This window comes from Bradyrhizobium sp. sBnM-33 (assembly GCF_032917945.1).
GTDB lineage: Bacteria > Pseudomonadota > Alphaproteobacteria > Rhizobiales > Xanthobacteraceae > Bradyrhizobium.
In genome coordinates, this window is record NZ_CP136624.1 from 8,972,886 (window position 1) to 8,996,738 (window position 23,853).

Annotated in this window: 24 protein-coding genes; 10 read left to right on the forward strand and 14 right to left on the reverse strand. The window is 63.7% G+C overall.

Annotation, left to right across the window (positions count from 1 at the left end; translation table 11 throughout):
* Positions 1 to 163: 163 nt before the first annotated feature.
* The 5 genes from RX328_RS42250 to cobS all read right to left on the reverse strand — a co-directional run bounded on the left by RX328_RS42250 (position 164) and on the right by cobS (position 6,877).
* Entirely contained in the window at positions 164 to 1,264 is a 1,101-nt protein-coding gene (locus tag RX328_RS42250) for an LLM class flavin-dependent oxidoreductase (protein ID WP_213251291.1), read from the reverse strand.
* A gap of 282 nt (positions 1,265 to 1,546) precedes the next feature.
* Positions 1,547 to 2,659 carry an NADH:flavin oxidoreductase/NADH oxidase gene (locus tag RX328_RS42255; protein WP_213251292.1) on the reverse strand — a complete coding sequence of 371 codons (1,113 nt, stop codon included), beginning with the start codon at positions 2,657 to 2,659 and terminating at the stop codon, positions 1,547 to 1,549.
* Between the two features lie 117 nt (positions 2,660 to 2,776).
* Positions 2,777 to 3,844, reverse strand: a complete 1,068-nt coding sequence (locus RX328_RS42260; RefSeq protein ID WP_213251293.1) for an esterase-like activity of phytase family protein — start codon at positions 3,842 to 3,844, stop codon at positions 2,777 to 2,779.
* A gap of 4 nt (positions 3,845 to 3,848) precedes the next feature.
* Positions 3,849 to 5,753, reverse strand: coding sequence for a cobaltochelatase subunit CobT (cobT, locus tag RX328_RS42265; protein WP_213251294.1), 1,905 nt, complete (start codon positions 5,751 to 5,753; stop codon positions 3,849 to 3,851).
* 125 nt (positions 5,754 to 5,878) lie between these two features.
* A complete protein-coding gene (gene cobS, locus RX328_RS42270) occupies positions 5,879 to 6,877 on the reverse strand; it encodes a cobaltochelatase subunit CobS (protein ID WP_065746623.1) in 999 nt (332 codons plus the stop codon).
* A gap of 301 nt (positions 6,878 to 7,178) precedes the next feature.
* Between cobS and RX328_RS42275 the strand changes: the two genes are divergently transcribed.
* Positions 7,179 to 7,823 carry a DedA family protein gene (locus tag RX328_RS42275; protein WP_213251295.1) on the forward strand — a complete coding sequence of 215 codons (645 nt, stop codon included), beginning with the start codon at positions 7,179 to 7,181 and terminating at the stop codon, positions 7,821 to 7,823.
* On the opposite strand, the gene RX328_RS42280 is transcribed toward RX328_RS42275, so the two are convergent.
* Complete coding sequence (locus RX328_RS42280) at positions 7,820 to 9,037, reverse strand: citrate synthase family protein (RefSeq protein WP_213251296.1); 1,218 nt, start codon at positions 9,035 to 9,037, stop codon at positions 7,820 to 7,822. The genes RX328_RS42275 and RX328_RS42280 overlap by 4 nt on opposite strands.
* Positions 9,038 to 9,110: 73 nt before the next feature.
* Between RX328_RS42280 and RX328_RS42285 the strand changes: the two genes are divergently transcribed.
* Complete coding sequence (locus RX328_RS42285; RefSeq protein ID WP_213251297.1) at positions 9,111 to 10,202, forward strand: citrate synthase/methylcitrate synthase; 1,092 nt, start codon at positions 9,111 to 9,113, stop codon at positions 10,200 to 10,202.
* A 146-nt stretch (positions 10,203 to 10,348) separates the two neighbouring features.
* On the opposite strand, the gene RX328_RS42290 is transcribed toward RX328_RS42285, so the two are convergent.
* Positions 10,349 to 10,999, reverse strand: a complete 651-nt coding sequence (locus tag RX328_RS42290; protein WP_213251298.1) for a J domain-containing protein — start codon at positions 10,997 to 10,999, stop codon at positions 10,349 to 10,351.
* A gap of 109 nt (positions 11,000 to 11,108) precedes the next feature.
* On the opposite strand from RX328_RS42290, the gene RX328_RS42295 reads away from it, so the two are divergent.
* The 3 genes from RX328_RS42295 (at position 11,109) to RX328_RS42305 (ending at position 12,530) form a co-directional block, all read left to right on the forward strand.
* Positions 11,109 to 11,387: a BolA family protein gene (locus RX328_RS42295; RefSeq protein WP_213251299.1), complete on the forward strand. Its 279-nt coding sequence runs from the start codon at positions 11,109 to 11,111 to the stop codon at positions 11,385 to 11,387.
* 36 nt (positions 11,388 to 11,423) lie between these two features.
* Positions 11,424 to 11,939, forward strand: a complete 516-nt coding sequence (locus RX328_RS42300; RefSeq protein ID WP_213251300.1) for an AAA family ATPase — start codon at positions 11,424 to 11,426, stop codon at positions 11,937 to 11,939.
* Between the two features lie 147 nt (positions 11,940 to 12,086).
* Positions 12,087 to 12,530: a hypothetical protein gene (locus tag RX328_RS42305; RefSeq protein ID WP_249726313.1), complete on the forward strand. Its 444-nt coding sequence runs from the start codon at positions 12,087 to 12,089 to the stop codon at positions 12,528 to 12,530.
* Between the two features lie 41 nt (positions 12,531 to 12,571).
* Here RX328_RS42305 and RX328_RS42310 read toward each other — a convergent pair whose 3' ends face one another.
* The 3 genes from RX328_RS42310 to RX328_RS42320 all read right to left on the reverse strand — a co-directional run bounded on the left by RX328_RS42310 (position 12,572) and on the right by RX328_RS42320 (position 15,754).
* On the reverse strand, positions 12,572 to 13,924 hold the full coding sequence (locus tag RX328_RS42310; protein ID WP_213251301.1) for a hemolysin family protein: 1,353 nt from the start codon (positions 13,922 to 13,924) through the stop codon (positions 12,572 to 12,574).
* 61 nt (positions 13,925 to 13,985) lie between these two features.
* Positions 13,986 to 15,128, reverse strand: coding sequence for a 3-dehydroquinate synthase (aroB, locus tag RX328_RS42315; protein ID WP_213251302.1), 1,143 nt, complete (start codon positions 15,126 to 15,128; stop codon positions 13,986 to 13,988).
* Complete coding sequence (locus RX328_RS42320; RefSeq protein ID WP_213251303.1) at positions 15,125 to 15,754, reverse strand: shikimate kinase; 630 nt, start codon at positions 15,752 to 15,754, stop codon at positions 15,125 to 15,127. Before RX328_RS42320 ends, aroB begins: the two co-directional genes overlap by 4 nt.
* Before the next feature lie 143 nt (positions 15,755 to 15,897).
* Between RX328_RS42320 and RX328_RS42325 the strand changes: the two genes are divergently transcribed.
* Positions 15,898 to 16,044, forward strand: a complete 147-nt coding sequence (locus RX328_RS42325) for a histidine kinase (protein ID WP_213251304.1) — start codon at positions 15,898 to 15,900, stop codon at positions 16,042 to 16,044.
* Positions 16,045 to 16,076: 32 nt separating this feature from the next.
* Here the strand turns inward: RX328_RS42325 and RX328_RS42330 are convergent, their stop codons facing one another.
* Positions 16,077 to 16,658 (reverse strand): TetR/AcrR family transcriptional regulator, encoded by a 582-nt coding sequence (locus RX328_RS42330; RefSeq protein WP_213251305.1) that lies wholly within the window; start codon positions 16,656 to 16,658, stop codon positions 16,077 to 16,079.
* An 84-nt stretch (positions 16,659 to 16,742) separates the two neighbouring features.
* Between RX328_RS42330 and RX328_RS42335 the strand changes: the two genes are divergently transcribed.
* From RX328_RS42335 to RX328_RS42350, 4 genes are all read left to right on the forward strand, one after another.
* Positions 16,743 to 17,153, forward strand: coding sequence for a nuclear transport factor 2 family protein (locus RX328_RS42335; RefSeq protein ID WP_213251306.1), 411 nt, complete (start codon positions 16,743 to 16,745; stop codon positions 17,151 to 17,153).
* 78 nt (positions 17,154 to 17,231) lie between these two features.
* Positions 17,232 to 18,188: a site-specific tyrosine recombinase XerD gene (gene xerD / locus RX328_RS42340; protein ID WP_213251307.1), complete on the forward strand. Its 957-nt coding sequence runs from the start codon at positions 17,232 to 17,234 to the stop codon at positions 18,186 to 18,188.
* 361 nt (positions 18,189 to 18,549) lie between these two features.
* Complete coding sequence (locus RX328_RS42345) at positions 18,550 to 19,512, forward strand: acetyl-CoA carboxylase carboxyltransferase subunit alpha (RefSeq protein WP_213251308.1); 963 nt, start codon at positions 18,550 to 18,552, stop codon at positions 19,510 to 19,512.
* A gap of 291 nt (positions 19,513 to 19,803) precedes the next feature.
* Positions 19,804 to 21,288, forward strand: a complete 1,485-nt coding sequence (locus tag RX328_RS42350) for a L,D-transpeptidase family protein (protein ID WP_213251309.1) — start codon at positions 19,804 to 19,806, stop codon at positions 21,286 to 21,288.
* 60 nt (positions 21,289 to 21,348) lie between these two features.
* On the opposite strand, the gene RX328_RS42355 is transcribed toward RX328_RS42350, so the two are convergent.
* Genes RX328_RS42355 through RX328_RS42365 form a run of 3 tightly spaced genes read right to left on the reverse strand, consistent with a single transcriptional unit; the run spans position 21,349 to position 23,801 of the window.
* Positions 21,349 to 22,050 (reverse strand): ABC transporter ATP-binding protein, encoded by a 702-nt coding sequence (locus RX328_RS42355; protein ID WP_213251310.1) that lies wholly within the window; start codon positions 22,048 to 22,050, stop codon positions 21,349 to 21,351.
* Positions 22,043 to 22,777, reverse strand: a complete 735-nt coding sequence (locus tag RX328_RS42360) for an ABC transporter ATP-binding protein (RefSeq protein ID WP_213251311.1) — start codon at positions 22,775 to 22,777, stop codon at positions 22,043 to 22,045. Before RX328_RS42360 ends, RX328_RS42355 begins: the two co-directional genes overlap by 8 nt.
* Positions 22,764 to 23,801, reverse strand: a complete 1,038-nt coding sequence (locus RX328_RS42365) for a branched-chain amino acid ABC transporter permease (RefSeq protein ID WP_249726314.1) — start codon at positions 23,799 to 23,801, stop codon at positions 22,764 to 22,766. The genes RX328_RS42360 and RX328_RS42365 overlap by 14 nt, the downstream gene beginning before the upstream one ends.
* Positions 23,802 to 23,853 lie beyond the last annotated feature (52 nt).

A 23,853-nucleotide genomic window follows, 5' to 3' on the forward strand; every position in this document is an offset into this window, starting at 1 on the left:
TAGGCGGCCTGTGGCCGCCGTCCCTTAGAACGCCGATGCCTCGCATCGGCTATGGACGCGAAGCGGCAGCGAGACGGAGAGGGGACTGTCTCCGCGGAGAGAACCCCTCATCCGCCTTCGCTGTCGCGAAGGCACCTTCTCCCACAAGGGGAGAAGGAAGCACTCACGCCGCCTTGGTGAGACCAGCATCGAGATGCTGCAGCCGCGGCATCACTTCCTGCTTCAACAGGCGGAGCGAATTGTGCCAGGCTTCCGGCTTGTGCTTGTAGTCGAAGCCGAACACCAGAAGCGTGCCGAAGCCGCCGACCTCATGATAGATCCGCTCGATCTTCTCGGTGACCGTCGCAGGCGAGCCGACGATCCAGTTGTTGCGGGCGCAATATTCGACCGTAACGTCGGAGTCGGCGATGTCGGGCGTGGCCTTGAGATAGTCCTTGAAGCCGAAATGGCCGAGCAGAGGCAGAAAATATTCGCCCATCATCCGGCCCATCATGTCGCCGACGGAAAGCCGCCACGCCTCCTCGTCGGTGTCGGCGATGAACACCTCGCGCACCAGGCGCCAGTCGCTGCGCTTCGGCTTGCGTCCGGTTTTCGCAGCACCGATCTCGACCGATTCCCAGTGGCTGCCGACGTAAGCCGGGTTGAGGTTGAGGCTCATCGGGATGTAGCCGCGCTCGCCGGCGAGCTTGAGCGTATCCGAGCCCTTGGAGAGACCGGCAACGCCGATCGGCGGATGCGGCGCCTGCAACGGCTTGATGTGGGGCTTGAGGAAGTCGAACATCGTGTCGGGCTTGCTCACGGTCCAGAACTTGCCGGTATGGGTCCAGGGCGCGTCCTCGGTCCACATTTTCAGGATGATCTCCAGCGCCTCGCGCGTCATGTCGCGGTTCTGGCCGGACATGCCGTCGACGTTGAACATCGCCCAGTCGCTCGGCAGGCCGCTTGCCGCGACGCCGAAGTTGAGACGTCCGCCGGAGAGATGATCGAGCATCGCGACGCGGTTGGCCAGTTCGGCGGGGTGGTGATAGGGCAACAGGAAACCGCCGGGGCCAAGGCGGATATTTTTGGTCTGCAGAAACGCCTGCGCGAGAATGAGATCGGGCGAGGGATGCGGTTCCCAGGGCGCGGTGTGGTGCTCGCCGATCCAGGCTTCCTGATAGCCGAGCTCGTCGAGCCAGCGCAGCGTCTGCAGGTCCCAGTCGTGACCCTCTTTCAATCCGCACTCCGGCGGATGGGACGGCATCGTGAAGTATCCGATCTCCATGGGGTGTCCTCGCTGTATGTCGTTATTGAAAACGCGTCTATCGCGCGCACGCGAAAGCATAGCACGCCGGACGTATGGCCGAGATATGACGAAACGGCTGGGCTGAGGTTCGCACAGCGAAGCGATGCGCGCTTCCCTTCTCCCCTTGTGGGAGAAGGTGCCGTAGCGAAGCGAAGGCGGATGAGGGGTCCGTCTCCGTGGATGGAGACCGCTCATCCGTCTCGCTGCCGCTTCGCGCCAGCGATCCACCTTCTCCCACAAGGGGAGAAGGGAGAGCGCGCGCTACCTCGTGCCGAACGTCGTGGCGCCGAACAGCGCCTTCTGTGTCGAGGGCTGCGAGCGCCAGTATTGCGGCGGGGCGAACACCTCGCCGCCGAGTTCGGCGGCGGCGTGCCAGCCCCAGCGCGGGTCGTAGAGCATGGCGCGGGCGAGCGCGACCATGTCGGCCTTGCCCGAGGCAATGATCTCCTCGGCCTGCTTCGGCTCGGTGATCAGGCCGACGGCGATCGTGGTGAGACCGGTCGCCTCGCGGATCGCTTGCGCGAACGGCACCTGATACCCGGGGCCGAGCGGAATTTTTTGCAGCGGCGAGACGCCGCCCGAGGATGCGTCGATCCAGTCGACGCCGTGCTTCTTCAGCTCCTGCGCGAATTCGATGGTCTGCGCCAGATCCCAGCCGCCCTCGACCCAGTCGGTGCAGGAAACGCGAATGCCGACCGGCTTGTCATGCGGAAACGCCGCGCGCACCGCGTCGAACACTTCGAGCGGAAAGCGCATGCGATTCTGCAACGAGCCGCCATATTGATCGGTGCGCCGGTTGGCGATCGGCGACAGGAACTGGTGCAGGAGATAGCCGTGCGCCGAGTGCACCTCGATGGCGTCGATGCCGAGCCGCTCGGCGCGCTTCGTAGCCGCCACGAACGCATCGCGCACGCGCGCAAGGCCTGTGGCATCGAAGGCAACGGGCGGCGGCTCGCCCTCCTTGTGCGGGATCGCCGACGGTCCCTCCGGCCGCCAGCCGCCTTCGGCCACCGGGATCAGTTGCCCGCCATCCCACGGCGTGTGGCTCGACGCCTTGCGGCCGGCATGGGCCAGCTGCATCATCACGGCGGTCTTCGAACGTTTGCGCACCGACGCCAGGATCGGCCTCAGCGCGGCTTCAGTGGCGTCGTTATAGAGGCCGAGGCAGCCCGGCGTGATCCGGCCGGTCGGCTCCACCGCGGTCGCCTCGATGCAGAAGGCACCAGCTCCCGACAGCGCCAGCGAATTGATGTGGGTGAAGTGCCAGTCATTGGCCTCGCCGTCCACGGCCGAATACTGGCACATCGGCGCCACCATGATGCGGTTAGGAAGCGTCAGGCCGCGCAGTTTGATCGGGGTAAACAAAGCGCTCATGGGCGAAGGGATCCGGACCGGAGGAAAGTACACCCTATTGTGTAACGAGGCCGCGCCCGCCGCTCAACCGCGCCTGGCTCAACCCTGCCGGGCGAATATACGGGAGAAGGAGCGGCCCTATTCCACCAGCGCGAATTGCAGCAGCAGGTTGCGCTGGATCATCGAGAAATTGTCGTCGGAGACGAGCGTCAGGACCGTCTCGCCCTCCGGCGTGACATGGGCGTCGATGCCCTCGAGATTGTCGATCTCGCTGCCGAGATCGGCCTCGAAGATCACGGGGCCGTCGATAAGGGCCCCGGGGGCGATAGAAGCAAGTGCGATGCGGCGGATGCGGATACCGACGCCGCCGAGCCAGGAGAATTTGCGTTCGAGCAGCAGCAGCCCACCGGACGGCAGCAGCACCGCGTCGCTGATATCAAAATTGTCGCTGCGGTGGATGCTGAACAGCCCCAGCGTCCTACCGATCAGGAAGGCTGTGATGTTGCCCTGCGCGTCGAGTGCGCGTTCGGAGATCGCGATCAGCGTTCCCGCCAGCGGCAAGCCCTTCGGCACCACGACAAGCGCCTCGATTCCCTTGTTGTTGGGCAGCTTGCGCACACCCAGCGGCAACTGAATCAATTCGCCATGCGCGCGGGTAAATCCTTTGGCGAAGTCGAAGCGCAGTATCTGATTGACGCGCTCGAGACCGACATAGACCAGCGAGCCGTCGAGCGCGATCGCCTCGGTGTCGTACCAGCCGCGCGAGGTGATCGGCTTGCCGTCGTGGCCAAGCACCGGCGAGGCCTCGACATCGTCGAGTCCGGTCATCTCGCGGCCCTTGTAGACAATTCGGCCGGTGAACCAGCCCCCCTTGTCGCTGATGGCGATGAAACGCTCGCCCTTGGCATCCAGCCGCAGGCCCGACAATCCGCCGAAGCCGCGAAAACGCGAGGTAAGAATCAGTCCGCTGCGATATTCGAGCTCGCCGAACCGCACACGCGAGCGGTCGCGGGTGTCGAACGAGGGCAGCGGCCGGGCATTGACCTCGATCGAAACCGGCGCACTGACCGAGAATTCGTCTGTAGCGGTCTGCTTCGGCGGCCGCTGAACGGCGGTCTGCGCCAATGCCGCGCAGGGCACGGCCGCCATCGAAAGCGCCGCCGCTGCATATTTCAAAAGGCGGCGGCGGCCTATGAGCGGGGGCATGCTTTCACGAGTGCAGGCGGCGCGGCCGGTGGTGGCCCATGGCGGGCGCGGCGCCGTTGGTCTCGCTGAACAGCTCGGCGAGTTTTTCGGTGATGGCGCCGCCAAGCTCCTCGGCATCGACGATGGTGACCGCGCGCCGGTAGTAGCGCGTGACGTCGTGACCGATGCCGATCGCGATCAACTCGACCGGCGAACGGGTCTCGATCTCCTCGATGATGTGGCGCAAATGCCGCTCGAGGTAGTTGCCGGGATTGACCGACAGCGTGGAATCGTCGACCGGCGCGCCGTCCGAAATCATCATCAGGATCTTGCGCTGTTCGGCCCGTCCGAGCAGCCGCTTGTGCGCCCAGTCCAGTGCCTCGCCATCGATGTTTTCCTTCAAGAGGCCCTCGCGCATCATCAGCCCCAAATTCTTGCGCGAACGCCGCCACGGCGCATCGGCCGATTTGTAGATGATGTGGCGGAGGTCGTTGAGGCGTCCGGGACTGGCCGGCTTGCCAGCGGCAAGCCACGCCTCGCGGGACTGGCCGCCCTTCCAGGCGCGCGTGGTGAAGCCCAAAATTTCGACCTTGACGCCGCAACGCTCCAGCGTGCGCGCCAGGATATCGGCGCAGGTCGCCGCCACCGTGATCGGACGGCCGCGCATCGAACCGGAATTATCGAGAAGCAGCGTCACCACGGTATCGCGGAAGGTGGCTTCCTTCTCGTGCATAAAGGACAGCGGGTGATAGGGATCGGTAACCACGCGCGACAGGCGCGCGGGATCGAGGATACCTTCCTCGAGATCGAATTCCCATGCGCGGTTTTGTTGCGCCATCAGGCGACGCTGCAGCCGGTTGGCGAGCCGTGCGACGATGCCCTGCAGATGGGCGAGCTGCTTGTCGAGGTAGGAACGCAAGCGTTCCAGCTCGTCATGGTCGCAGAGATCTTCGGCGGCGATGACCTCGTCGAATTTCGGTGCAAAGGCGTGATATTCCGGTCCGCGCGGCTCGTTGGCACCGCGCGTATTCGGCCGCGTCGCCTCGCCTGGCGTCTCGTCGTCGCCGAGCTCGCCGTCATCGAACGTATCTGATGTGGAGGCCTGCGCGCTCTCCATCGCGCTTTCCGACATTTCGTCGGTGGAAGCCTGCGCCTCGTCGGCGCTCATTTCCTGCGCGGCATCGGAATCGGGCGAACCCTCGGCGCCGGACTGATCGTTCTCGCCGTCCTGATTCTCGTCATCGTTTTCGTCGTCATCGGCATCCGCATCGCGGTCATCGCCGAGGTCGAGCGCCGACAAGAGGTCGTGCACGAGATCGCCGAACCTGGCCTGGTCCTCGGTGACGCGGCTGAGCTTATCGAGCCGGGTGCCGATCTTGCCTTCCAGCACCGGCCGCCAGAGATCGACCATCTTCTTCGCAGCGGTAGGCGGGGCGAGCCCAGTCAGGCGTTCGCGCACCAGCATTGCCAGCGCATCCGACAGCGGCGCATCGGCGCGGTCGGTGATCTCGTCGTATTTGCCGCGATGAAAATGATCGTCGAGCATCGCTGTGAGGTTTTTCGCAACGCCCGACATCCGGCGCGAGCCGATGGCCTCGACGCGCGCCTGCTCCACCGCCTCGAATACGCCGCGCGCCTGCGGATTTCCCGGCATCAGCTTGCGGTGTACCTTGGGGTCGTGACAGGCGAGCTTTAATGCGATCGAGTCGGCGTGGCCGCGCACGATCGCCGCATCGCGCTTGGTCATCTTGCGGGCGGGCTCGGGCAGCCGCGCCTTGCCCGGCGCGAGACCGGGGCGCTCGGCCGCGAACGTCACGTCCAGTTCCGGCGCCTTCGCGATTGCGCGCAGGCACGAGGTCACCGCGCGCTTGAACGGTTCGGTCGGGGCTTCCTTGGATCCGGTGCGGAATTTGGAGTTCGACGTCGTCATCCTGGCTCTACTTCCGTCGTCCCCGCGAACGCGGGGACCCATAACCACCAGCGGTCGTTATTTCACCCGACGTTGGCAGCATCCCTCTATCGAAAGTCCGCTCCCTGCTTTCGCAGGGACGACAGTTACGAAAGCGCCACGTTCACCGAACTCTCGGGCAGCTCCTGGTTGAAGCAGCGCTGATAGAATTCGGCCACAAGCGGCCGCTCCAGCTCGTCACATTTGTTGAGGAAGGTGACGCGGAACGCAAAGCCGATGTCGCCGAAGATGTCGGAGTTCTCGGCCCAGGTGATCACGGTCCGCGGGCTCATCACCGTCGACAAATCGCCATTGGCGAATGCGTTACGGGTGAGATCGGCCAGCCGCACCATCTTGTTGACGATGTCGCGACCTTCCTGGGTGCGGTAGTGATGCGCCTTGGCCAGCACGATCTCGACTTCCTCGTCATGCGCCAGATAGTTCAGTGTGGTGACGATCGACCAGCGGTCCATCTGGCCCTGGTTGATCTGCTGGGTGCCGTGATAGAGGCCCGAGGTGTCGCCGAGGCCGACCGTGTTGGCGGTGGAAAACAGGCGGAACGCCGGGTGCGGCTTGATCACCTTGTTCTGGTCCAACAGCGTCAGCCGGCCGGAGACTTCCAGCACGCGCTGGATCACGAACATCACGTCGGGGCGGCCGGCGTCGTATTCGTCGAACACCAGCGCGATGTTGTGTTGCAGCGCCCAAGGCAGAATGCCGTCGCGGAATTCGGTGACCTGCTTGCCGTCCTTGATGACGATCGAGTCCTTGCCGACCAGATCGATACGGCTGATGTGGCTGTCCAGGTTGACGCGCACGCAGGGCCAGTTCAGGCGCGCCGCGACCTGCTCGATATGGGTCGATTTACCGGTGCCGTGATAGCCGGTGACCATGACGCGGCGGTTCTTGGCGAAACCGGCGAGAATCGCGAGCGTGGTGGCGCGGTCGAAGCGGTAGTCCGAATCGACTTCCGGCACGTGCGGGTCGACTTCGGAATAGGCCGGCACTTCGAGATCGCTGTCGATACCGAAAACCTGCCGGACCGACACCTTCATGTCGGGCAGTCCGACGGGCTCCGAAACTTTGCTCATGGCGGCGGTCGTCATCAATCCTCCGAGGTCCCGGGCGTTCCCGAAACCAGATCTATTGAATGGCTGCGGATGGGGGCTAACGTGAACCTAGCAGAGAGCAGGGGCCGGCAGAAGCCCGCGGCGCAATCAAAGTTCCATTGCCTTATCATTGAGATAAGCCATCTCTCAGCTTTTTGGAGGGCTGCTCTGCGAATCACGCCGCACTTTTGCCGGTTTGGCCACTTGGCGGGGCCGAAACCGGAGACCTGCCGGCGCTTTCGGCCCTTGCCCGGGCTTGGTAGTTCTGGGCGCAGGCGCCACCCACAGGACGGCAGTTGTGACTTCATTCCTCGATCCCGTGATTGCATTGGTATCGGCCTATCCCTGGCTGGCCTACCTGACGCTATTTCTGGCAGCCCTCTTGGAAGCGATCCCGGTCGCAGGCGCGCTGGTGCCGGGCTCAACCCTCATCCTTGCGCTGAGTGCGCTGGTGCCCGGCGGCGAACTGAAGCTGTGGGGCGTGATCGCGGCCGCGATCGCCGGCGCCATACTCGGCGACGGCTCGGCGTTTTGGGCCGGCCATCGCGCGCAACGCCGAATTCTTAACGCCTGGCCGATGTCGAAATATCCAGGCGTGATGGCGCAGAGCGAGACGTTCTTCCACCGCTGGGGGACGCTGGCCGTGTTGTTCGCGCGCTTTGTGCCACCGATCCGTGCCTTCGTACCGATCACCGCGGGCGCGCTCGGGATGTCGCCGGCCGTTTTCTTCGGCGTCAATATTCCCGCGGTACTGGCCTGGGCTTTGGCGCATGTGCTGCCAGGCGTGCTCGCGGTCTCGGCATTGCATGAATATGCCGGCCTGCCGCATGACCAGGGCACCGGCAAGCACCTGTGGATTTTAGCCGTGTTCGCGGCGGCGATCATCGCGCTCGGCGTCTGGACGCTGCGCCGCCGCCGGATGGGGAAGCCTCCTTCGGATTAAGCCCGGGACGGGCTTCGTCCCGGTGCGGGGCCGACATAGCGCGCGCGAGGCCGGATCAGCCGGCCATGGCGCAATTGCTCGCAGGCATGCGCGATCCATCCGACCGTGCGCGCCATGGAAAACAGCACCAGTTCATGGCCCGGCGGTAGTCCGAGCGTGTGCACCAGCACCGCAAGGGCATAGTCGATATTGACGAACTCGCCAGTCGCCTCCGCGATCCGCTCCGGGATTTCGTGGGTCAGCTTACGGTCCGCGCCCGAGCGTGCCAGTGCCTCCAAGAGCGCCCGCGCACGGGGATCGCCATGCTTATAGACGCCATGGCCAAAGCCCGCGAAGCGCTCGCCGAGCGCGACGCGCTCGCGGATGACGGGGGCTACCTCGCCATTGGCAAGCGTCTTCAAAAGCTGCGCCGCCAGCACGCCGGCGCCGCCGTGCTTCGGGCCCTTCAGCGCGACGAGGCCGGCGATCATGGCATCGTAGAGATTTAGCCCGGTCGAGGCCGCGCAGCGCACGGTAAAGGTCGAGGCATTCAGCTCATGATCCGCCAGCAGCACCAGCGCGCGGCGGATCAGATCGGCCGCGTGCTTGTGCTCCGGCGCCCAGACGCGTGCGATCTGCAAGTGAAGCGGCTTTGCCGAGGATTTGGAGTTCAGCATGGTCGCGACCACGAGGCGCATGATGCGGCCACCTAGCATCGCGCGCTCTTCGTCGGCGCGGGTGAAGGCCCTCGGGTCAGCCCTGGCGGCGAGCGCGAGCACGGCGATGGCGCGATCGATCGCATTAGCCCCACGTGCGGCCTCGGCCACTGCGCGCATTTCGTCCGACACAACGGGACAATTGTTCTGATCAAACGGATCGACACCGGTCACGTCCCACAACAGCGTCGCGGCATGTTCGAGCGTGTCACGCTCGGCAAGATCGATGCAGTTGACGCCGCGGTAGATCGCGCCGTCCTCGGTGATCGTTCCGACGGCCGAATCCATCACCGGCAGATCGGCGTCGAAGCTGCGCAGGCCGCGCGGCTCCGGCGACGGCGCGCGCCGCTCTTTCAGCGTGCGGACGTCCTCGGCCCGGTAACGGTGGCTGCGAGAATCCTCCGACGGTTCCGAGCGGATCAGGCCACGGCTGACATAAGCGTAGAGGGTTGCCTGGGAGATCGCGAGCTCGGCGGAGGCCTCGCGGGCCGAGAGGTAAAGGCCGGCGGATTTTTTCATATTGATTTACATAATCAAGATTGATCAATCTGTCGAGGGGCCCGACCTTTACGGCAGGCAAAGGAGAGCCCTCATGAACATGCAGATTTCCAAGACCCCGATCGGCCTCGACGGCATTCCGGCCGCCGAAACCGTGCTCAGCCATGTCGACGGCGAGCGCGGCGAACTGATCATTGCCGGTGAGCGGGTCGGCGACCTCGCGGGAAAATCCAGTTTCGAAGGCGTCACCGCGCGGCTGTGGAACGCCGCAACAGGAACCTCGCTCAACGAAGCCAATGTGCGCTCTAGGCTTGGCGCTGCGCGGGAACGCGCGTTCGCAAGGCTACCCGAATTGCTGCCGGCAACGCGTGGCATGTCGATTGTCGACGGCTTTCGCGCAGCCGTTGCCGGCCTGCGCGGCGAGAACGGACTTGAGCACGAGGCGACCATCGTCGGCGCGTTGCCGGTGATTGCCGGCGCGCTGCTGCAGCGGGCCAAAGGCGAGGACCCCATCGCGCCCGACCCGAGTCTTGGCCATGCCGCCGACACGCTGTCGATGCTGCGCGGCCGCAAAGCCGAACCACGCGAGATCACCGCGCTCGACACCTACTTCGTTACGGTGTGCGATCACGGCATGAATGCGTCGACCTTCACGACACGCGTGGTGGCCTCGACGCAGGCGGATTTGTTCGCAGCCGTCACAGCCGGTTATTGCGCTCTGACCGGGCCGCTGCATGGCGGCGCCCCCGAGCCGGTGCTGGAGATGCTGGATGCGATCGGCTCGACCGAGCGGATCAAACCGTGGGTCGACAGCGCGCTGGGCCGTGGCGAGCGGCTGATGGGATTCGGCCACCGCGTCTATCGCGTCCGCGACCCACGCGCAGATGTGCTCAAGCGCGCGATCGAGCGGCTCGCAGGAGGCGGCACCGATCTGCCGTTCGCGGGCGAGGTGGAGGCCTATATCCGCGAGGCCCTGCGGCGGAAAAATCCGGAGCGCCCGCTCGATACCAATGTGGAGTTCTTCACCGCAATCCTGCTCGACGCGCTGAAAATTCCGCGACAGGCGTTTACGCCGATCTTTGCGGTGGCGCGCGCCGCAGGCTGGACCGCGCATGCCCGCGAGCAGCAGCGTGGCGGCCGGCTGATCCGGCCGAGTTCGGCGTATGTCGGGCCGATGCCGGGGTGAGGTACGAACAAAGAACTTGGTGGACCCGATCCTCATGGTGAGGAGCGCGTCTTCGCGCGTCTCGAACCATGAGGCCACAGATGGGCCTTCATCCTTCGAGACGCGGCGAAGACGCCGCTCCTCAGGATGAGGAATTGCCGGGGGAGCTACGCGCCGCGCACCACCGTCTTCAGATAATTATACGCCTTGATGATCTCGATCAGGCGGTCCTCGGTGGAGCGGTCGCCGCCATTGGCGTCGGGATGGTGCTGTTTGACCAGCGCCTTGTACTTGGCCTTGACGTCATCAAGCGTTGCTTCGGACGTAAGCCCCATCACCTGCAGCGCCTTGCGCTCGGCGTTCATGACCTTGCGCGTTTCGGTCTTGGCCTGCGCGCCCGGGCCTGGTCGCCAGCGGCCGCGGCCGTTGAGCTCGGAGAACATGCTGAACGGATCGGCGGCGCCGTCAAAATCCTCGGCACTGGGCTGCTTGCCCTTCTTGCCGGCGGTGTTGGCGCCCATCTTCCAGGTCGGGCGATGGCCGGTCAGCGCATCCTTCTGGTAGCGCGCCACGGCATCGGCGTTCATGCCTTGGAAGAAATTGTAGGACTGGTTGTATTCGCGCACGTGGTTGAGACAGAAGTGCCAGTACTCGCGGGAATTCTCCCGGCCCTTGGGCGCGCGGTGCGGGCCCTTGTTCTGGCAGCCCGCCCACTCGCACATGGCGGCTTCCTCGCGCGTCTGCGCCTGCTGCTTCGCACTCAGCTTGTTGGGCTTGATGCGAATGGAATCGAAGAACTTGGATGAATCAATCGGCATGGCTGACTTTGACTACGCAATGCGCAAGGCTTCAAGTCTTGACATTGCGAATACCTCTATTCGGATGCGCCATTGACGGGAAGCCGACACAGAATTATCTGCCGCCATCATGAGCACCAGGGACATTATCATAAACAAGTTGCGTGAAGCTTTCTTGCCGGAAAGCCTCGACGTCGCGGACGAATCTCATCTGCACGAGGGTCATGCGGGCCACCGGCCAGGCGGTGAGACGCATTTCAGGGTCTATATCGTATCTCCGGCCTTCGAAGGGAAGAGCCGGGTTGAACGCCACCGCATGGTAAACACGGCACTTGCGGTGGAACTTGAGGGCTCCGTCCATGCACTCGCCATCAAGGCGCAGGCGCCGGGAGAAGCCGCCGGGAGGTAGTGTGGAAACCGGCCGCGAGCATATCAGCATCCGATGATGATGTCGCAGAAGCTCGTAATTTTGGCAGGGCTCCCGGGTTCCGGGAAGAGCACGCTGGCGGAAGGGCTTTCGCGGCATTTTTCGCTGCCGCTGTTTTCTGTCGATCCGATCGAGGCCGCGATGTGGCGCAGCGGCCTGCCCCGGGATCACACGGGAATTGCGGCATATGTCGTTGCTCAAGCATTGGCCGAAGAGCATCTGCGGCTGGGGCAGTCGGTTATTATTGACGCCGTCAATCCGGTTGAGGCGCCACGCGCCGCCTGGCGAAATCTCGCCGAAAAACATCGCGCGAATTTGTCGATCATCGAGTGCATTTGCGTGGACGAGGCGACGCACCGCCGGCGCATTGAAGCGCGAATGCGTCAAATCGAGGGAATGACCGAGATCACCTGGGCCGAAGTCGAAAAACGGCGTACCGGCTATGAGGCCTGGATCGATGCACGGCTGACGCTGGATACCTCGGCACACCCGCCTGAACGACTACTCGCCGAAGCCATCGGCTACTTGGCGTGATGCTATCCACCAGCTTCCTGTGAAGATCGCCAGAGACGGTAGAACCGTTTTCGCAACTGTGAGACAATCACTGAAGCGAAGGTGAAGTTCCGGTTGAACGCGGGGTCGGACCGACCCTAATGCCATAGCAGCTCGATGGATCGTCCGATGCGATACTGGGCACGCTTCAGATGGGCCGCCGCCGTGGCGCTGCTGGTTGCGGTCTCCCCAATCAGGACGCAGGCACTGGATATGCCGAGCCCCTTTGTCCAGGAGGTGCTCATCAAGAGCATTCTGGTGACGCTCAACGACGCGGTGGCATCGGACAATTTCACGGTCCTCCACGCCAAGATTTCAAAGCCGTTTCGCGATCAGTTTCCGCCCGACAAGCTGCGGGCTGTCTTCAAGGACCTAGTCGAGAAGCACGCCGTGTTCGACGCGATCGTCGCCAGCCCAGTCATTCCGGAGGAGGACGCAAAGATCGATGACAAGGGCGTGCTGCGCCTGAAGGGCCGCTTCGATACCACACCGAAAAAGGTGAAGTACCAGCTCGGCTTCATTCCCTCCGACGGCCAGTGGAAGCTCTCTGGCGTCACGATCGATATTGAATAGTCCCGTCATGTCAGGAATAAGCGCGCAATGCGCGGAGGCGCTCAGAACGCCGTCCCTGCCCGCTTCGGCTTCGGATACTCGGCGTCGGTTTCGCGCGGCAGCGGCGTGATCTTCAGCGCCGTAATGCGGTTGCGCTCGCGGCGCAGCACGCGGAAACGGCAGCCGTGGAAGGTAAAATTCTGGCCACGTTCGGGAATCGAGCGCGCCTCGTGAATCACGAGACCGGCGACCGTGGTTGCCTCCTCGTCGGGCAGATGCCAGTTCATAGCGCGGTTGAGATCGCGGATCGGCACGGAGCCATCCACCACGACGGAGCCGTCGGCCTGGACGCGGACGCCGGCGACCACGACGTCATGCTCGTCGGAAATATCACCGACGATCTCTTCCAGAACGTCCTCCAGCGTCACCATGCCTTCGACCTCGCCATATTCGTCTACGACGAGCGCGAAGTGGGTTTTGCGGCGGCGGAACGCCTTCAACTGCTCCGATAGCGGCCGCATCTCCGGCACGAACCAGGGCGGGCGCATGATGGCCGAAACGTTGATGTGCGAGGTATCGCCGTCGGAAGCACGGATCGCGCGCAAGAGATCCTTGGCGTGCAGCACGCCGATGATGTTCTCCGGCTTGTCGCGCCACAACGGGATCCGGGTGTATTCTGTGGCCAGCACCTCGCCCACCAGTTCGTCCGGCGGCAGGTCGGCATTGATCATCACCATCGCAGTGCGGTGGACCATGACATCTGACACGGCGAGGTCGCCAAAGCGGAAGACATTTTGAAGGTATTCGGCCTCCCCGCTTTCGATCCCGCCGTGCTCGGCCGATTCTTCTACCAGCCCTTCGATCTCGGAGTCCGTGAGGATTTCATGTTGCGAGGATTCCTGCACACCGAGCAGGCGCAAGATCGCACGTGACGCGCTGTTGAGCAGCCAATTGAGCGGATAGAAAACCAGAAAGGACAGATAGAGCGGATAGGCGATCCATTGCGATACCGGCATCGGCTCCCTGATCGCCAGCGTCTTCGGCACCTGCTCGCCGACGACGATATGCAGCGAGGAGAACACCAGGAACCCGGCCAGGAACGACACGAAGTGCAAGGTGGCTTCCGACATTCCGAGCGGAATGAGCAGCGGCTCCAGCAGAGCCGAAACCGTGGGCTCGCCAACCCAGCCGAGGCCGAGCGAGGCCATGGTGATGCCGAGTTGGCAACACGCGAGATAGGCCTCGATGTTGCCCATCATGCTTTGCAGGAGGTGAGCGCCAAAACGATTCTGTTCGACCATCGCCCTGATGCGAAACCCGCGGCTCTTGACCAGCGCAAACTCGGCGGCCACGTAAAACGCGTTGGCGGCGAGCAGCAAGGTCGCGAGCAGCAGATTGAACGCGGTCGAACTCATATATTCCTCGTGACGGCCCCGGCCCCGCGCGACGCTCGCGTCAAGCCGCCCGATAATTCCCTCATCCCGACAACTTCTGTTGCAGGAAATCGCGAACCAGCGCCGGCTCGACGTCGTTTGCAACCACCGCGCGGCCGATCGCCTGCAGCAGGATGAAGGTCAGCTTGCCGCGCTTGACCTTCTTGTCCTGTGCCATCAGCGCCATCAGGGCGTCGGCATCGGCCAGCCCTTCCTGGGCAAAGCCCGCGATATCCTGCAAATGGGTCGGCAGGCCAACGGAAGCAAGATGGCGCTCGACCCGGATGGCGTCGGCCTCGGAGATCATGCCGAGTTTCGCCGAAAACTCCGCCGCCAGCACCATGCCGATGGCGACGCCTTCGCCGTGGAACAGGCGGTCGGAAAAGCCGGTCGCGGCCTCCAGCGCATGGCCGAAGGTGTGGCCGAGGTTGAGCAGCGCGCGCTCGCCATTTTCGCGCTCATCGCGGGAGACGATCGCCGCCTTGGCGCGGCAGGAGGTTGCGATCGCGTGCTCGCGCGCCGCGCCACCGGAGAAGATGTCGGCATGGTTGGCTTCAAGCCAGGCGAAAAAGGCTTCATCGCCGAGCACGCCATATTTGGCGACCTCGGCGTAGCCGGCGCGGAACTGGCGCGGCGACAGCGTGTCGAGCACCGACGTATCGGCGATGACCAGCACCGGCTGATGAAACGCGCCAAGCAAATTCTTGCCCTGCGGCGAATTGATGCCGGTTTTCCCACCAACCGAGGAATCAACCTGGGCCAAAAGCGAGGTCGGCACCTGCACGAAATCGACGCCGCGGCGCAGGATTGCCGCCGCGAAACCGGCGAGATCGCCGACCACGCCGCCGCCGAGCGCGATCACCAGATCGTTGCGCTCGATCTTCGCCGCGATCAGCGCTTCAGAGACCTTTTCGAGACCGGCATAGGTCTTTGATACCTCGCCTTCCTCGACGATCACGCGTGACGTCGGGATGCCGGCTTCGGTAAGCGAACGCTCGGTTTGCTCCAGCCAGTGCGTTGCGACGGTACGGTCGGTGACGATGGCGGTTCGCACGCCGGCGCGCAGCGCAGCGACGCGCGCGCCGAGCGTATCCAGCACGCCGCGGCCGATCACGATGTCATAGGCGCGGTCGCCGAGGGCGACGTCGACCGTGATATCGGCGAAATGTTTCAGCGGCGCAGTCATGGCGTGACGTTCATCCCGTCGGTTGTTGGCTGGGCGGCCGGGGCGCCGGCACACAGCCGGGCGCGCAGGGCCTCGATGCATTCGTCGACGATTCGATCATGCGGCACGTCGCGAGACAGAATGGTCACGTCGGCGCTCCGGTAGACCGGCTCGCGCGCTTCGAGCAGACGGCTGACGGTCGCAACCGGATCCTCGGTCTGCAGCAGCGGCCGGTCGGCGCGGCGCTTCACGCGCTTCATAATGATGTCGACGTCCGCCTTGAGCCAGATCGAGACCGCCCTGTCGCGGATGCGGGTGCGGGTCTCCTCGCGCATGAAGGCGCCGCCGCCGGTGGCGATCACGGCCGGACCGCTATCGAGCAGCCGCGCAATCACCCGCGCCTCGCCGTCCCGGAAATGCGGCTCGCCATGGGTTTCGAAAATATCCGGGATCGACATGCCGGCGGCCGCCTCGATCTCGATATCGGCGTCGAGGAACGGCAGGCGCAACCGCGCCGCCAGCCGTCGGCCGATGGTCGACTTGCCGGCCCCCATCATGCCAACCAGCACAACCGAACGCCGTGCCAGGGCCGACGTAATGTCGGCCTCCTGGGGGGCGCTCGCCTGCGCCGGTGCGATCTCGGACATCAAAAAAACTCTGTGGTTTTGCGGATTTCCACCGCTCCGCGACACCTATACTACCCCGACTGACGCGGTTGCCAGAGACTCTTGCCACGGGGATGGGAACATGTTGGATGATTTCATTGGTTAATTCGCCGCTCTGAGCCCCCATGCCCAGCTTGTTCCGTTTTCTGACGGTCGTCGGCGTGATCGCCGGGGTGATCTATGGCGTGATTTTCGCGCTGGCGAATTTCGTCAATCCAAGCCCCCGGGAAATGACGGTCACCATTCCCGCAGACAAGTTCCTCAAGAGATAGCCGCTGGTTGCGAGGATCAGACGGCTGGCAAATTAGCGACTGAGCGCTTTGCGCAGCAGACGCAGGAACAGCCGCGTATCTTCGAGCAGATCGTGGCCCGCGACTTGCGCGTCCTTGATACCCTCCGTGGCCGCAACAATGATGGCGGCTAGATCGGCAGGCGTGGCATGCAGAGCATCCAAGGTGATCGCACCTGTCGCCTGCGCATTGGTTAGCGCTTGAGCAAGGAGGGCCACCAGCTCGGCGCGCGCCGCCAGCGTGACGTTTCGGGCCAATGCCATATTGGTTTCGAACAGTTCCGCCGCGTCGCCGCTGCCGGCGAACGGCGCGATTAATTCCCGCTGGAAAGCGGCAATAGCCGTTTCAATCCGACTGAAAACATCGCCGTCACCAGCGAGCGCGGCTTCGACCTTTCGCATTGCCCGGGCGTGCGCCCGGGCCGACCCCGCCCGAAACAGTTCTTCTTTGCTGCTGAAGCTCAGATAGAGCGCCGCCCGAGACATGCCCGCCGCGCGCGCGATGTCGGCCATCGATGTCTTGCGGAAGCCGTGACGCACGAAGACCGGAAGCGCCGCGTCGAGAATGGTCTCAGATTTTTGGTCGCCCTGATTCATGCGAGACAGATTGACAGTGTTTGTCTAATCCGTCAAAGACGAATGGACAATTATTGTCTATCTGTTTAACCGCGGACAACACCGATGCCAACGCACACCACCGACACGGACTCCTCACCGGAAGCCGAGCACATCCGCAACGCCGAACGATCGCGGCTTCGCGCCCTGGTCGCCGGCGAAATGGAGGCGGCGGGGCCGCTTCATGCGTCCGAGTTCCAGTTGATTACGCCGATCGGAATACCGCTATCCAAGGACGAATATTTGGGCGCGATCGCGAGTGGCCAGATCAAATATCTCATGTGGGAACCCGGACTTATCGCCGTACGGCAGCACAAGGGCCATGCAGTGATTCGGTATCGCGCCAGGCTCGAGATCGTGTTCGATGGCCGCCAGGTCGCCCCTGGCGATTACTGGCACACCGACACTTACGAATATCACGACGGGCGGTGGATGGTCGTCTGGTCGCAGGCCACGGCGATCAGTCAAATGTCCTAGCGTTCCGAATGCTTGTGCAAGCGCGTGTTTGATTTGAAAAGGCCTCCGTCCTGCCCGGGTCATGCGGTATCATAGCGAATGCGCACGACACCCTCCGACACGAAGCTGATCAACCTGTTCCTCGACATGCTCGCGGCGGAACAGGGCGCAGGCGACAATACGCTCGATGCCTATCGCCGCGACCTCACAGATTTCTCCGAATTTCTTGGGCAAGCCGGGCAAAACTTTACCCGTGCCGGGACCGACGTGCTGCGCGACTACCTCGCCGATCTCGACACGCGTGGCTTCAAATCCTCCAGCGTGGCGCGGCGGCTGTCGGCGATGCGGCATCTGTTCCGCTTCCTGCTCAACGAGCGCATCCGTGCCGACGATCCGGCGGCGATCCTGTCCGGCCCCAAGCGCGGCCGCGGGCTGCCGAAGGTGCTGTCGATATCGGACGTCGACCGCATGCTGACGCGGGCCAAGGAATTGACCGAGGCCGAGAACGCCTCGCCGCAGCAGCGGCTGCGCGCGATGCGGCTGTATTGCCTTTTGGAGGTGCTCTACGCCACCGGCTTGCGCGTCTCGGAGCTGGTGGCGTTGCCGTTGTCGGCCGCGCGGCGCGATGCCCGCATGATCATGGTACGCGGCAAGGGCAACAAGGAGCGGCTGGTGCCGCTCAACGAAGCCTCAAGGCAGGCGATGGCCGATTACCTCGCCGCGATGGAAGCGCTCAGGCCCGAGAAGAAGAAAAATACCGCCGCATCAAAGTGGCTGTTTCCCTCTTTCGGTGAGAGCGGCCATCTGACGCGGCAGCACTTTGCGCGCGACTTGAAGGAACTGGCGGCGGCGTCCGGCCTCGCGCCGCGGCTGGTCTCGCCGCACGTGCTGCGCCACGCCTTTGCCAGCCATTTGCTGCACAACGGCGCGGACCTGCGCATCGTGCAGACCCTGCTCGGCCACACCGACATATCGACCACGCAGATCTATACCCATGTGGTCGAGGAGCGGCTGAAGAGCCTGGTGCGCGACCTGCACCCGCTGGCGGAGAAGTAAGGAAGCGTAGCCCGGATGGAGCGGAGCGAAATCCGGGGACTATCTCGCATCTGGATCGACCGGTCCCGGATTGCGCGGAGCCTGTCATCGGGCGCGCGTTCGCGCGACCCGTTGGCTCCATCCGGGCTACGAGACTTCGGCATCCGGGACACGGAGATATCGCCGCGCGCGCCTCATTCGCCTTGACTTCCGCGGCTTCTCCCCCGAAACAGCCGTCCCGCCCGCGGCCTTGTTTGGCGCGCTTTCGGCAAGCCGGGTCACCCGGACCGAAATGCACGCTAAATCATTGAAGATGCGTGCTTTCCTGGAGCGAATCGAAAACCGCTTCGCCTGACAGCACGTTGTTTCCTATATTGTCTCGATGCCGGAACAGATGCGCAGCTATCTCGACTTCGAAAAACCAGTCGCCGAACTCGAGTCAAAGATCGACGAATTGCGCGCGCTGGCGGCGTCCGGCAGCGACATCGGCGACGAGATTGCGCGCATCGAGGACAAGGCGCAGCAGGCGCTGGCCGATCTTTATGCCAATTTGACGCCGTGGCAGAAGACGCTGGTGGCGCGCCATCCGCAGCGCCCGCACTTCACCGATTTCGTCAAGGCGCTGATCACGGAATTCACGCCGATGGCGGGTGACCGCAAGTTCGGCGAGGACGAGGCGCTGATGGGTGGCTTCGGCCGCTTCCGCGGCGACAGCATCTGCGTCGTCGGCCAGGAAAAGGGCGCCTCGACCGAGGGCCGCATCAAACACAATTTCGGCATGGCCCGGCCTGAAGGCTATCGCAAGGCCGTGCGACTGATGGAGCTGGCCGATCGTTTCGGTATTCCCGTGCTGTCGATCGTCGATTCCGCCGGCGCCTATCCTGGCATCGGCGCCGAGGAACGCGGCCAGGCGGAAGCGATCGCGCGCTCCACCGATGCCTGCCTGTCGCTCGGCGTACCCAATGTCGCGATCATCACCGGCGAAGGCATGTCGGGCGGCGCGATCGCCATCACCACCGCGAATAAGGTTTTGATGTTCGAACACGCGATCTACAGCGTGATCTCGCCGGAAGCGGCCTCCTCGATCCTGTGGCGCGACGGCACCAAGGCGCAGGAAGCCGCCACCAGCATGAAGATAACAGCGCAAGACATGCTGCGATTCGGCGTGATCGATCAGATCCTGAAAGAGCCCGCCGGCGGCGCCCACCGCGATTCAGCGGCGATGATTTCAGCCACGGGCGATGCCATTGCCGAGGCCTTCAACGACCTCCGCAATCTCGACGCAGATGCTGTCCGCCGACACCGGCGGCAAAAATTCCTCGATATCGGTCGCAAGCTCGGCTGATCGCCGCGTCCATATCTCATCTCGCTTGATGCGGTCGCCCGCGCGTGCCCGCCCCAATTGTTAACGACCTCTAAACGGCCATTATTTTCGCCAGCGCGCATGATTCGGCCGCAATTAGGCCCAGAGCCCGGTCTTTAGTTTCTGTTGACCATGCCTGCCGCGGCAACCGCTGGACGGCCCCGTTCGGGTTGCGGCGCAGGGGGGCAATGGATAATATTTTAGACAATGGCTTCAGGGCATGTCGCTGTGATTTGGGGTGCGAGAATGCCCGGTGGGTGTGGAGCTTAGCCTTTGATTAACCGCTCGCTGGTTCGCGCGCTCGTCACGTCGGCTGTCCTCGTGGGCGCAGGCGTGCTGATGGCCGGCTGCAACAGCGACCAAATCTCGCTCGCCAACAACGCCAAGGCCAACCAGCCGGTCCCGCCAAAGCTGATCGCCGATATGGCGGCGAAGGACATGGACCTGCAGTCGCCGATCCTGGTCCGGCTGTTCAAGCAGGAAGCCGAACTCGAGATCTGGAAGCAGGACCGCTCCGGCCGCTTTGCGCTGCTCAAGACGTATCCGATCTGCCGCTGGTCAGGCGACCTCGGACCGAAGATCAAGGAAGGCGACCGCCAGGCGCCCGAAGGCTTCTATTCGATCTCGCCGGCGCAGATGAATCCGCAGTCGGCCTATTACCTCTCCTTCAACACCGGCTATCCCAACGCGTTCGACAAGGCGCTGGGACGTACCGGCTCGCAACTGATGGTGCATGGCGACTGCTCCTCGCGCGGCTGCTACGCGATGACCGACGAGCAGATCGCGGAGATCTATTCGCTGGGCCGCGAATCCTTCTTCGGCGGCCAGAAGTCGTTCCAGTTGCAGGCCTATCCGTTCCGGATGACGCCGGCCAACATGGCCAAGCACCGCAACAACCCGCACATGCCGTTCTGGAAAATGATCAAGGAAGGCAATGATCATTTCGAAGTGACGCGGCAGGAGCCGAAGGTCGATTTCTGCGAAAAGAAGTATGTGTTCGATGCGGCCAAGCCGCCGAACGCGACCAAGGACCCGGTGTTCGACGCCTCCGCCAAATGCCCAGCCTATGTGATCCCAGATGAAATCGCCGACGCTGTGCGGGAGAAGCAGGCGACCGACCTCGCCGAAACCGCCAGACTGATCGCGAAAGGCACTCCCGTCGCCCGAATCAACACCGGCATCGACGGCGGCATGCACAGGGTGTTCGCCGCCCGCGTGCCCGAAGGCAGCACCGGGCTTTCGGAACCCGGCGACGGCTCAAGCCTGTCGCTGATGGCGCGCGCGCCCGGCACCGTTCCCTCCCACGTCAATCCGCCGAAAGCTCCGTCCGAAAACCTGCTAATGGGTCCGCCCGAGCAGCCGAAACTGGTCGCAGCACCGGCTGCTGCATCTGCTCCCGCCCCTGCCGCAGCTTCGACGCGAGTCGCCAATGCGGCGCCGACGGCGCAAGATGACGGGTTCTTCTCCGGCCTCGCCCGCAAGGTCGGCCTTGGTGGCGCAGCTGACGCCACCGCCAGCACCCCGCCATCTAAACCGAAGGCAGCCGAGACCAAGCAGGCGCCGCGGCCGGAAGCCGCTGCGCCGAAGACGACGACGGCAGCGAAACCCGAGGCCAAACACGCCGCCGCCAGCCGCCCGCCGCTGAAGCCGTCGGTGTCGGATAGCCCGGCACCTGCCGCCAAGGACAATCAAGTCGCAGGCTCCGCACCGATCATCTCCACGAACTCGTTCGACAGCCGCTTCGGGGCGGTGAAGTAAGGCGCGGCAACACCTTCATAGCCGGATCAGCCATCGACGCCGGCGCTCCTTCGGCGAACGCTACGGTGCGAGATAGCGCAATAGTTCCGGATCGCTCCGCACCTCGCCGGCAGCGCCTTGCAGCGCCACCTTGCCGCGATCGAGCACATAGGCATAATCGGCGACGCGCAGCGCGAGATCGAGATGCTGCTCGACGATGACGACCGCGATCTGCTTGGCCAACTCGATGAGCCGCTCGGTGATCTCCTCGATCACACCGACCCACACGCCTTCGGTCGGCTCGTCCAGCAGCAGCAATTTGGGATCGCCAAGCATCGCGCGTCCGATCGCCAGCATCTTGCGCTCGCCGCCCGACAGCGTGCCGGCCGGCTGGTCGAGCCGCTGCCCGAGCTTTGGGAAGATGGTCAGGACCCGATCGACCGCCGCCGGATCAACGTTGAACAGCGAGCCGACGGCGAGATTGTCGCGCACCGAAAGCCGAGCGAACACCGAATGCTCCTGCGGCACGTAGCCGATGCCCGAGCGGACTCGCTCCTCGGTGCGGCGCTGGGTGATGTCACGGCCGTCGAAAAACAATTCGCCCTTCGAGCTCGCAAGCTCGCCGACGATCGTCTTCATCAGTGTGGTCTTGCCGGCTCCGTTGCGGCCGAGCACCGCGACGCCGCCGCGCCAAGGAATGCCGATGTTGACATCGAACAGGACCTGGCTGCGGCCATAGCCGGCTTCGAGGTGCCGGATGTCGAGAAATGTCTGTTCAGGCACGGCGCAGATAAATCTCCTGGACGCTCTTGTTGGCCTGGATCTCGGCGACCGTTCCGGACGCGAGCACACGACCCTGGTCGATCACGGTCAGGCGGTCGCAGATATCGCGGATGAAATCCAGATCGTGTTCGACGATCACAAGCGAACAATGCTGCTTGATAGGCTGCAGGAGTTCGCCGGTGACGCGGCGTTCTTCGAGGCTCATGCCGCCGGTCGGCTCGTCCAGCAGCAGCAGCCGCGGCTTGGCTGCGAGCGCCATAGCGATTTCCAGCCATTGCTGCTGCCCGTGCGACAGCGCTGCGGCAGCATCATGCGCGCGATCGGCGAGGCGGAACTGGCTCAGCATCATCATTACCTGATCGTGCAGCACGCCGCGTGTGCGCGAGAACACCAGATCGAACAGCGACGATTGCGCCTGCAGCGCCAGCAGGATGTTGTCGTACAGCGTGAGTGTCGGCAGCACGCTGGTGATCTGGAATTTCAGGCTCATGCCGGCGCGGGCTCGCTCGGTCGGCGACAACAGGGTAATATCGCGGTTGACGAAGCTGACCTTGCCTTTGGTCGGCATCTCGGCGCCTGCAACGCACTTCATCAGGGTGCTTTTTCCCGAGCCGTTCGGCCCGATCAGGCCGTGAAACTCGTTTTCGCCTATCGTCAGCGCTGCACCATCGAGCGCGGTGAGTTTGCCAAACACCTTGACGATACCGGTCGCCTCAAGGAGCGGCATTGCGCTTCTCCTTCGGCCCCGTCCCAAAACTGCCGACGCGCTCGCGTTCGCCGAGCACGAAGCTGATCAGCCCGAGCGGGCGGAACAGGATCACCAGCAGCAGCAACACGCCGAGAAGGATCGGCCAGATGTCGCGATAATTGTCCGACAGCCAGAAGCTGACGCCCTCGATGATCACGGCGCCGATAACCGCGCCGATCAATGTGCCCGATCCGCCGAATAAAACGTAAAGCACGACCTGCGTCGAGATTACCACGCCGACCATATTGGGCCAGACGAAGCCCTCGTGAAACGCGTAGAGACTACCTGCAAGGCCTGCGATGGTGCCGCCGACGGCAAAAACAATCGCCTTCAGGTGTTGCGCCTTGTATCCGAAGAAGGCTATGCGCTGCTCGTTCTCGCGAAGCCCCGCCAATGCCAGGCCGAACTGCGAGCGCACCAGGAAGCGGCACAGCAGATAGACGACGACCAGAGTGCCGAGCGCGAAATAGTAATAGACCGGCCCCTCGGTAATGTCGTAGCTGCCGAGCGACATCGACGGAATCGAAGGAATGCCGTTCTGTCCGCCGAGATAGTACCAGCCGCGTGCCAAGCGGTCGGCGGCGTAGGATCCGGTCAGGGTACCGAGTGCAACGAAGATCACGCTGGAGGGATGCCGGCCGAGCAGCAGAAAGCCACCGAGCAGCAGCGAGGTGGTGAGCCCGATCAGCGTTCCCGCCGGCAGCACCAGAAAGATCGAGGTGATGTTGAGGTCGCGCGCCATCAGCGCAACGCCATAACCGGCCGACCCGAAGAACAGGGCCTGACCGAAGCTCATGATGCCGGCATATCCCCACACCAGATCGAACGAGAGCGCGAACAGGGCGAGGATAATGACACGGGTGGCGAACACCGTGAGGTAGTCCTGCAGAACCAGCGGCAGGATCAGCGCTGCGATCAGCACCGCCCCTTCCACGATCGGGAGCACCTTTCGTCCCGCCGCTTGTCGCGCCGGCAATGGTCGATCCAATCCACTGTCAGCCATCGAAACGTCGGGCCCCCGATTCACCGTTGCGCGAAGGGCCTGCTTTGCTGCA

Excerpts from the sequence above, each read along its gene's own strand:
- xerD (WP_213251307.1), top strand. The coding sequence starts at position 17,232 with ATGCGCACGACACCCTCCGACACGAAGCTGATCAACCTGTTCCTCGAC.
- RX328_RS42365 (WP_249726314.1), bottom strand. The coding sequence starts at position 23,801 with ATGGCTGACAGTGGATTGGATCGACCATTGCCGGCGCGACAAGCGGCG.
- RX328_RS42360 (WP_213251311.1), bottom strand. The coding sequence starts at position 22,777 with ATGCCGCTCCTTGAGGCGACCGGTATCGTCAAGGTGTTTGGCAAACTC.
- RX328_RS42290 (WP_213251298.1), bottom strand. The coding sequence starts at position 10,999 with ATGCCGATTGATTCATCCAAGTTCTTCGATTCCATTCGCATCAAGCCC.
- RX328_RS42250 (WP_213251291.1), bottom strand. The coding sequence starts at position 1,264 with ATGGAGATCGGATACTTCACGATGCCGTCCCATCCGCCGGAGTGCGGA.
- cobT (WP_213251294.1), bottom strand. The coding sequence starts at position 5,753 with ATGACGACGTCGAACTCCAAATTCCGCACCGGATCCAAGGAAGCCCCG.
- cobS (WP_065746623.1), bottom strand. The coding sequence starts at position 6,877 with ATGACGACCGCCGCCATGAGCAAAGTTTCGGAGCCCGTCGGACTGCCC.
- RX328_RS42310 (WP_213251301.1), bottom strand. The coding sequence starts at position 13,924 with ATGAGTTCGACCGCGTTCAATCTGCTGCTCGCGACCTTGCTGCTCGCC.
- RX328_RS42255 (WP_213251292.1), bottom strand. The coding sequence starts at position 2,659 with ATGAGCGCTTTGTTTACCCCGATCAAACTGCGCGGCCTGACGCTTCCT.
- RX328_RS42325 (WP_213251304.1), top strand. The coding sequence starts at position 15,898 with ATGCCCAGCTTGTTCCGTTTTCTGACGGTCGTCGGCGTGATCGCCGGG.
- RX328_RS42305 (WP_249726313.1), top strand. The coding sequence starts at position 12,087 with ATGCGATACTGGGCACGCTTCAGATGGGCCGCCGCCGTGGCGCTGCTG.
- RX328_RS42260 (WP_213251293.1), bottom strand. The coding sequence starts at position 3,844 with ATGCCCCCGCTCATAGGCCGCCGCCGCCTTTTGAAATATGCAGCGGCG.
- RX328_RS42330 (WP_213251305.1), bottom strand. The coding sequence starts at position 16,658 with ATGAATCAGGGCGACCAAAAATCTGAGACCATTCTCGACGCGGCGCTT.
- RX328_RS42345 (WP_213251308.1), top strand. The coding sequence starts at position 18,550 with ATGCCGGAACAGATGCGCAGCTATCTCGACTTCGAAAAACCAGTCGCC.
- RX328_RS42280 (WP_213251296.1), bottom strand. The coding sequence starts at position 9,037 with ATGAAAAAATCCGCCGGCCTTTACCTCTCGGCCCGCGAGGCCTCCGCC.
- RX328_RS42285 (WP_213251297.1), top strand. The coding sequence starts at position 9,111 with ATGAACATGCAGATTTCCAAGACCCCGATCGGCCTCGACGGCATTCCG.
- RX328_RS42295 (WP_213251299.1), top strand. The coding sequence starts at position 11,109 with ATGAGCACCAGGGACATTATCATAAACAAGTTGCGTGAAGCTTTCTTG.
- RX328_RS42300 (WP_213251300.1), top strand. The coding sequence starts at position 11,424 with ATGATGTCGCAGAAGCTCGTAATTTTGGCAGGGCTCCCGGGTTCCGGG.
- aroB (WP_213251302.1), bottom strand. The coding sequence starts at position 15,128 with ATGACTGCGCCGCTGAAACATTTCGCCGATATCACGGTCGACGTCGCC.
- RX328_RS42320 (WP_213251303.1), bottom strand. The coding sequence starts at position 15,754 with ATGTCCGAGATCGCACCGGCGCAGGCGAGCGCCCCCCAGGAGGCCGAC.
- RX328_RS42335 (WP_213251306.1), top strand. The coding sequence starts at position 16,743 with ATGCCAACGCACACCACCGACACGGACTCCTCACCGGAAGCCGAGCAC.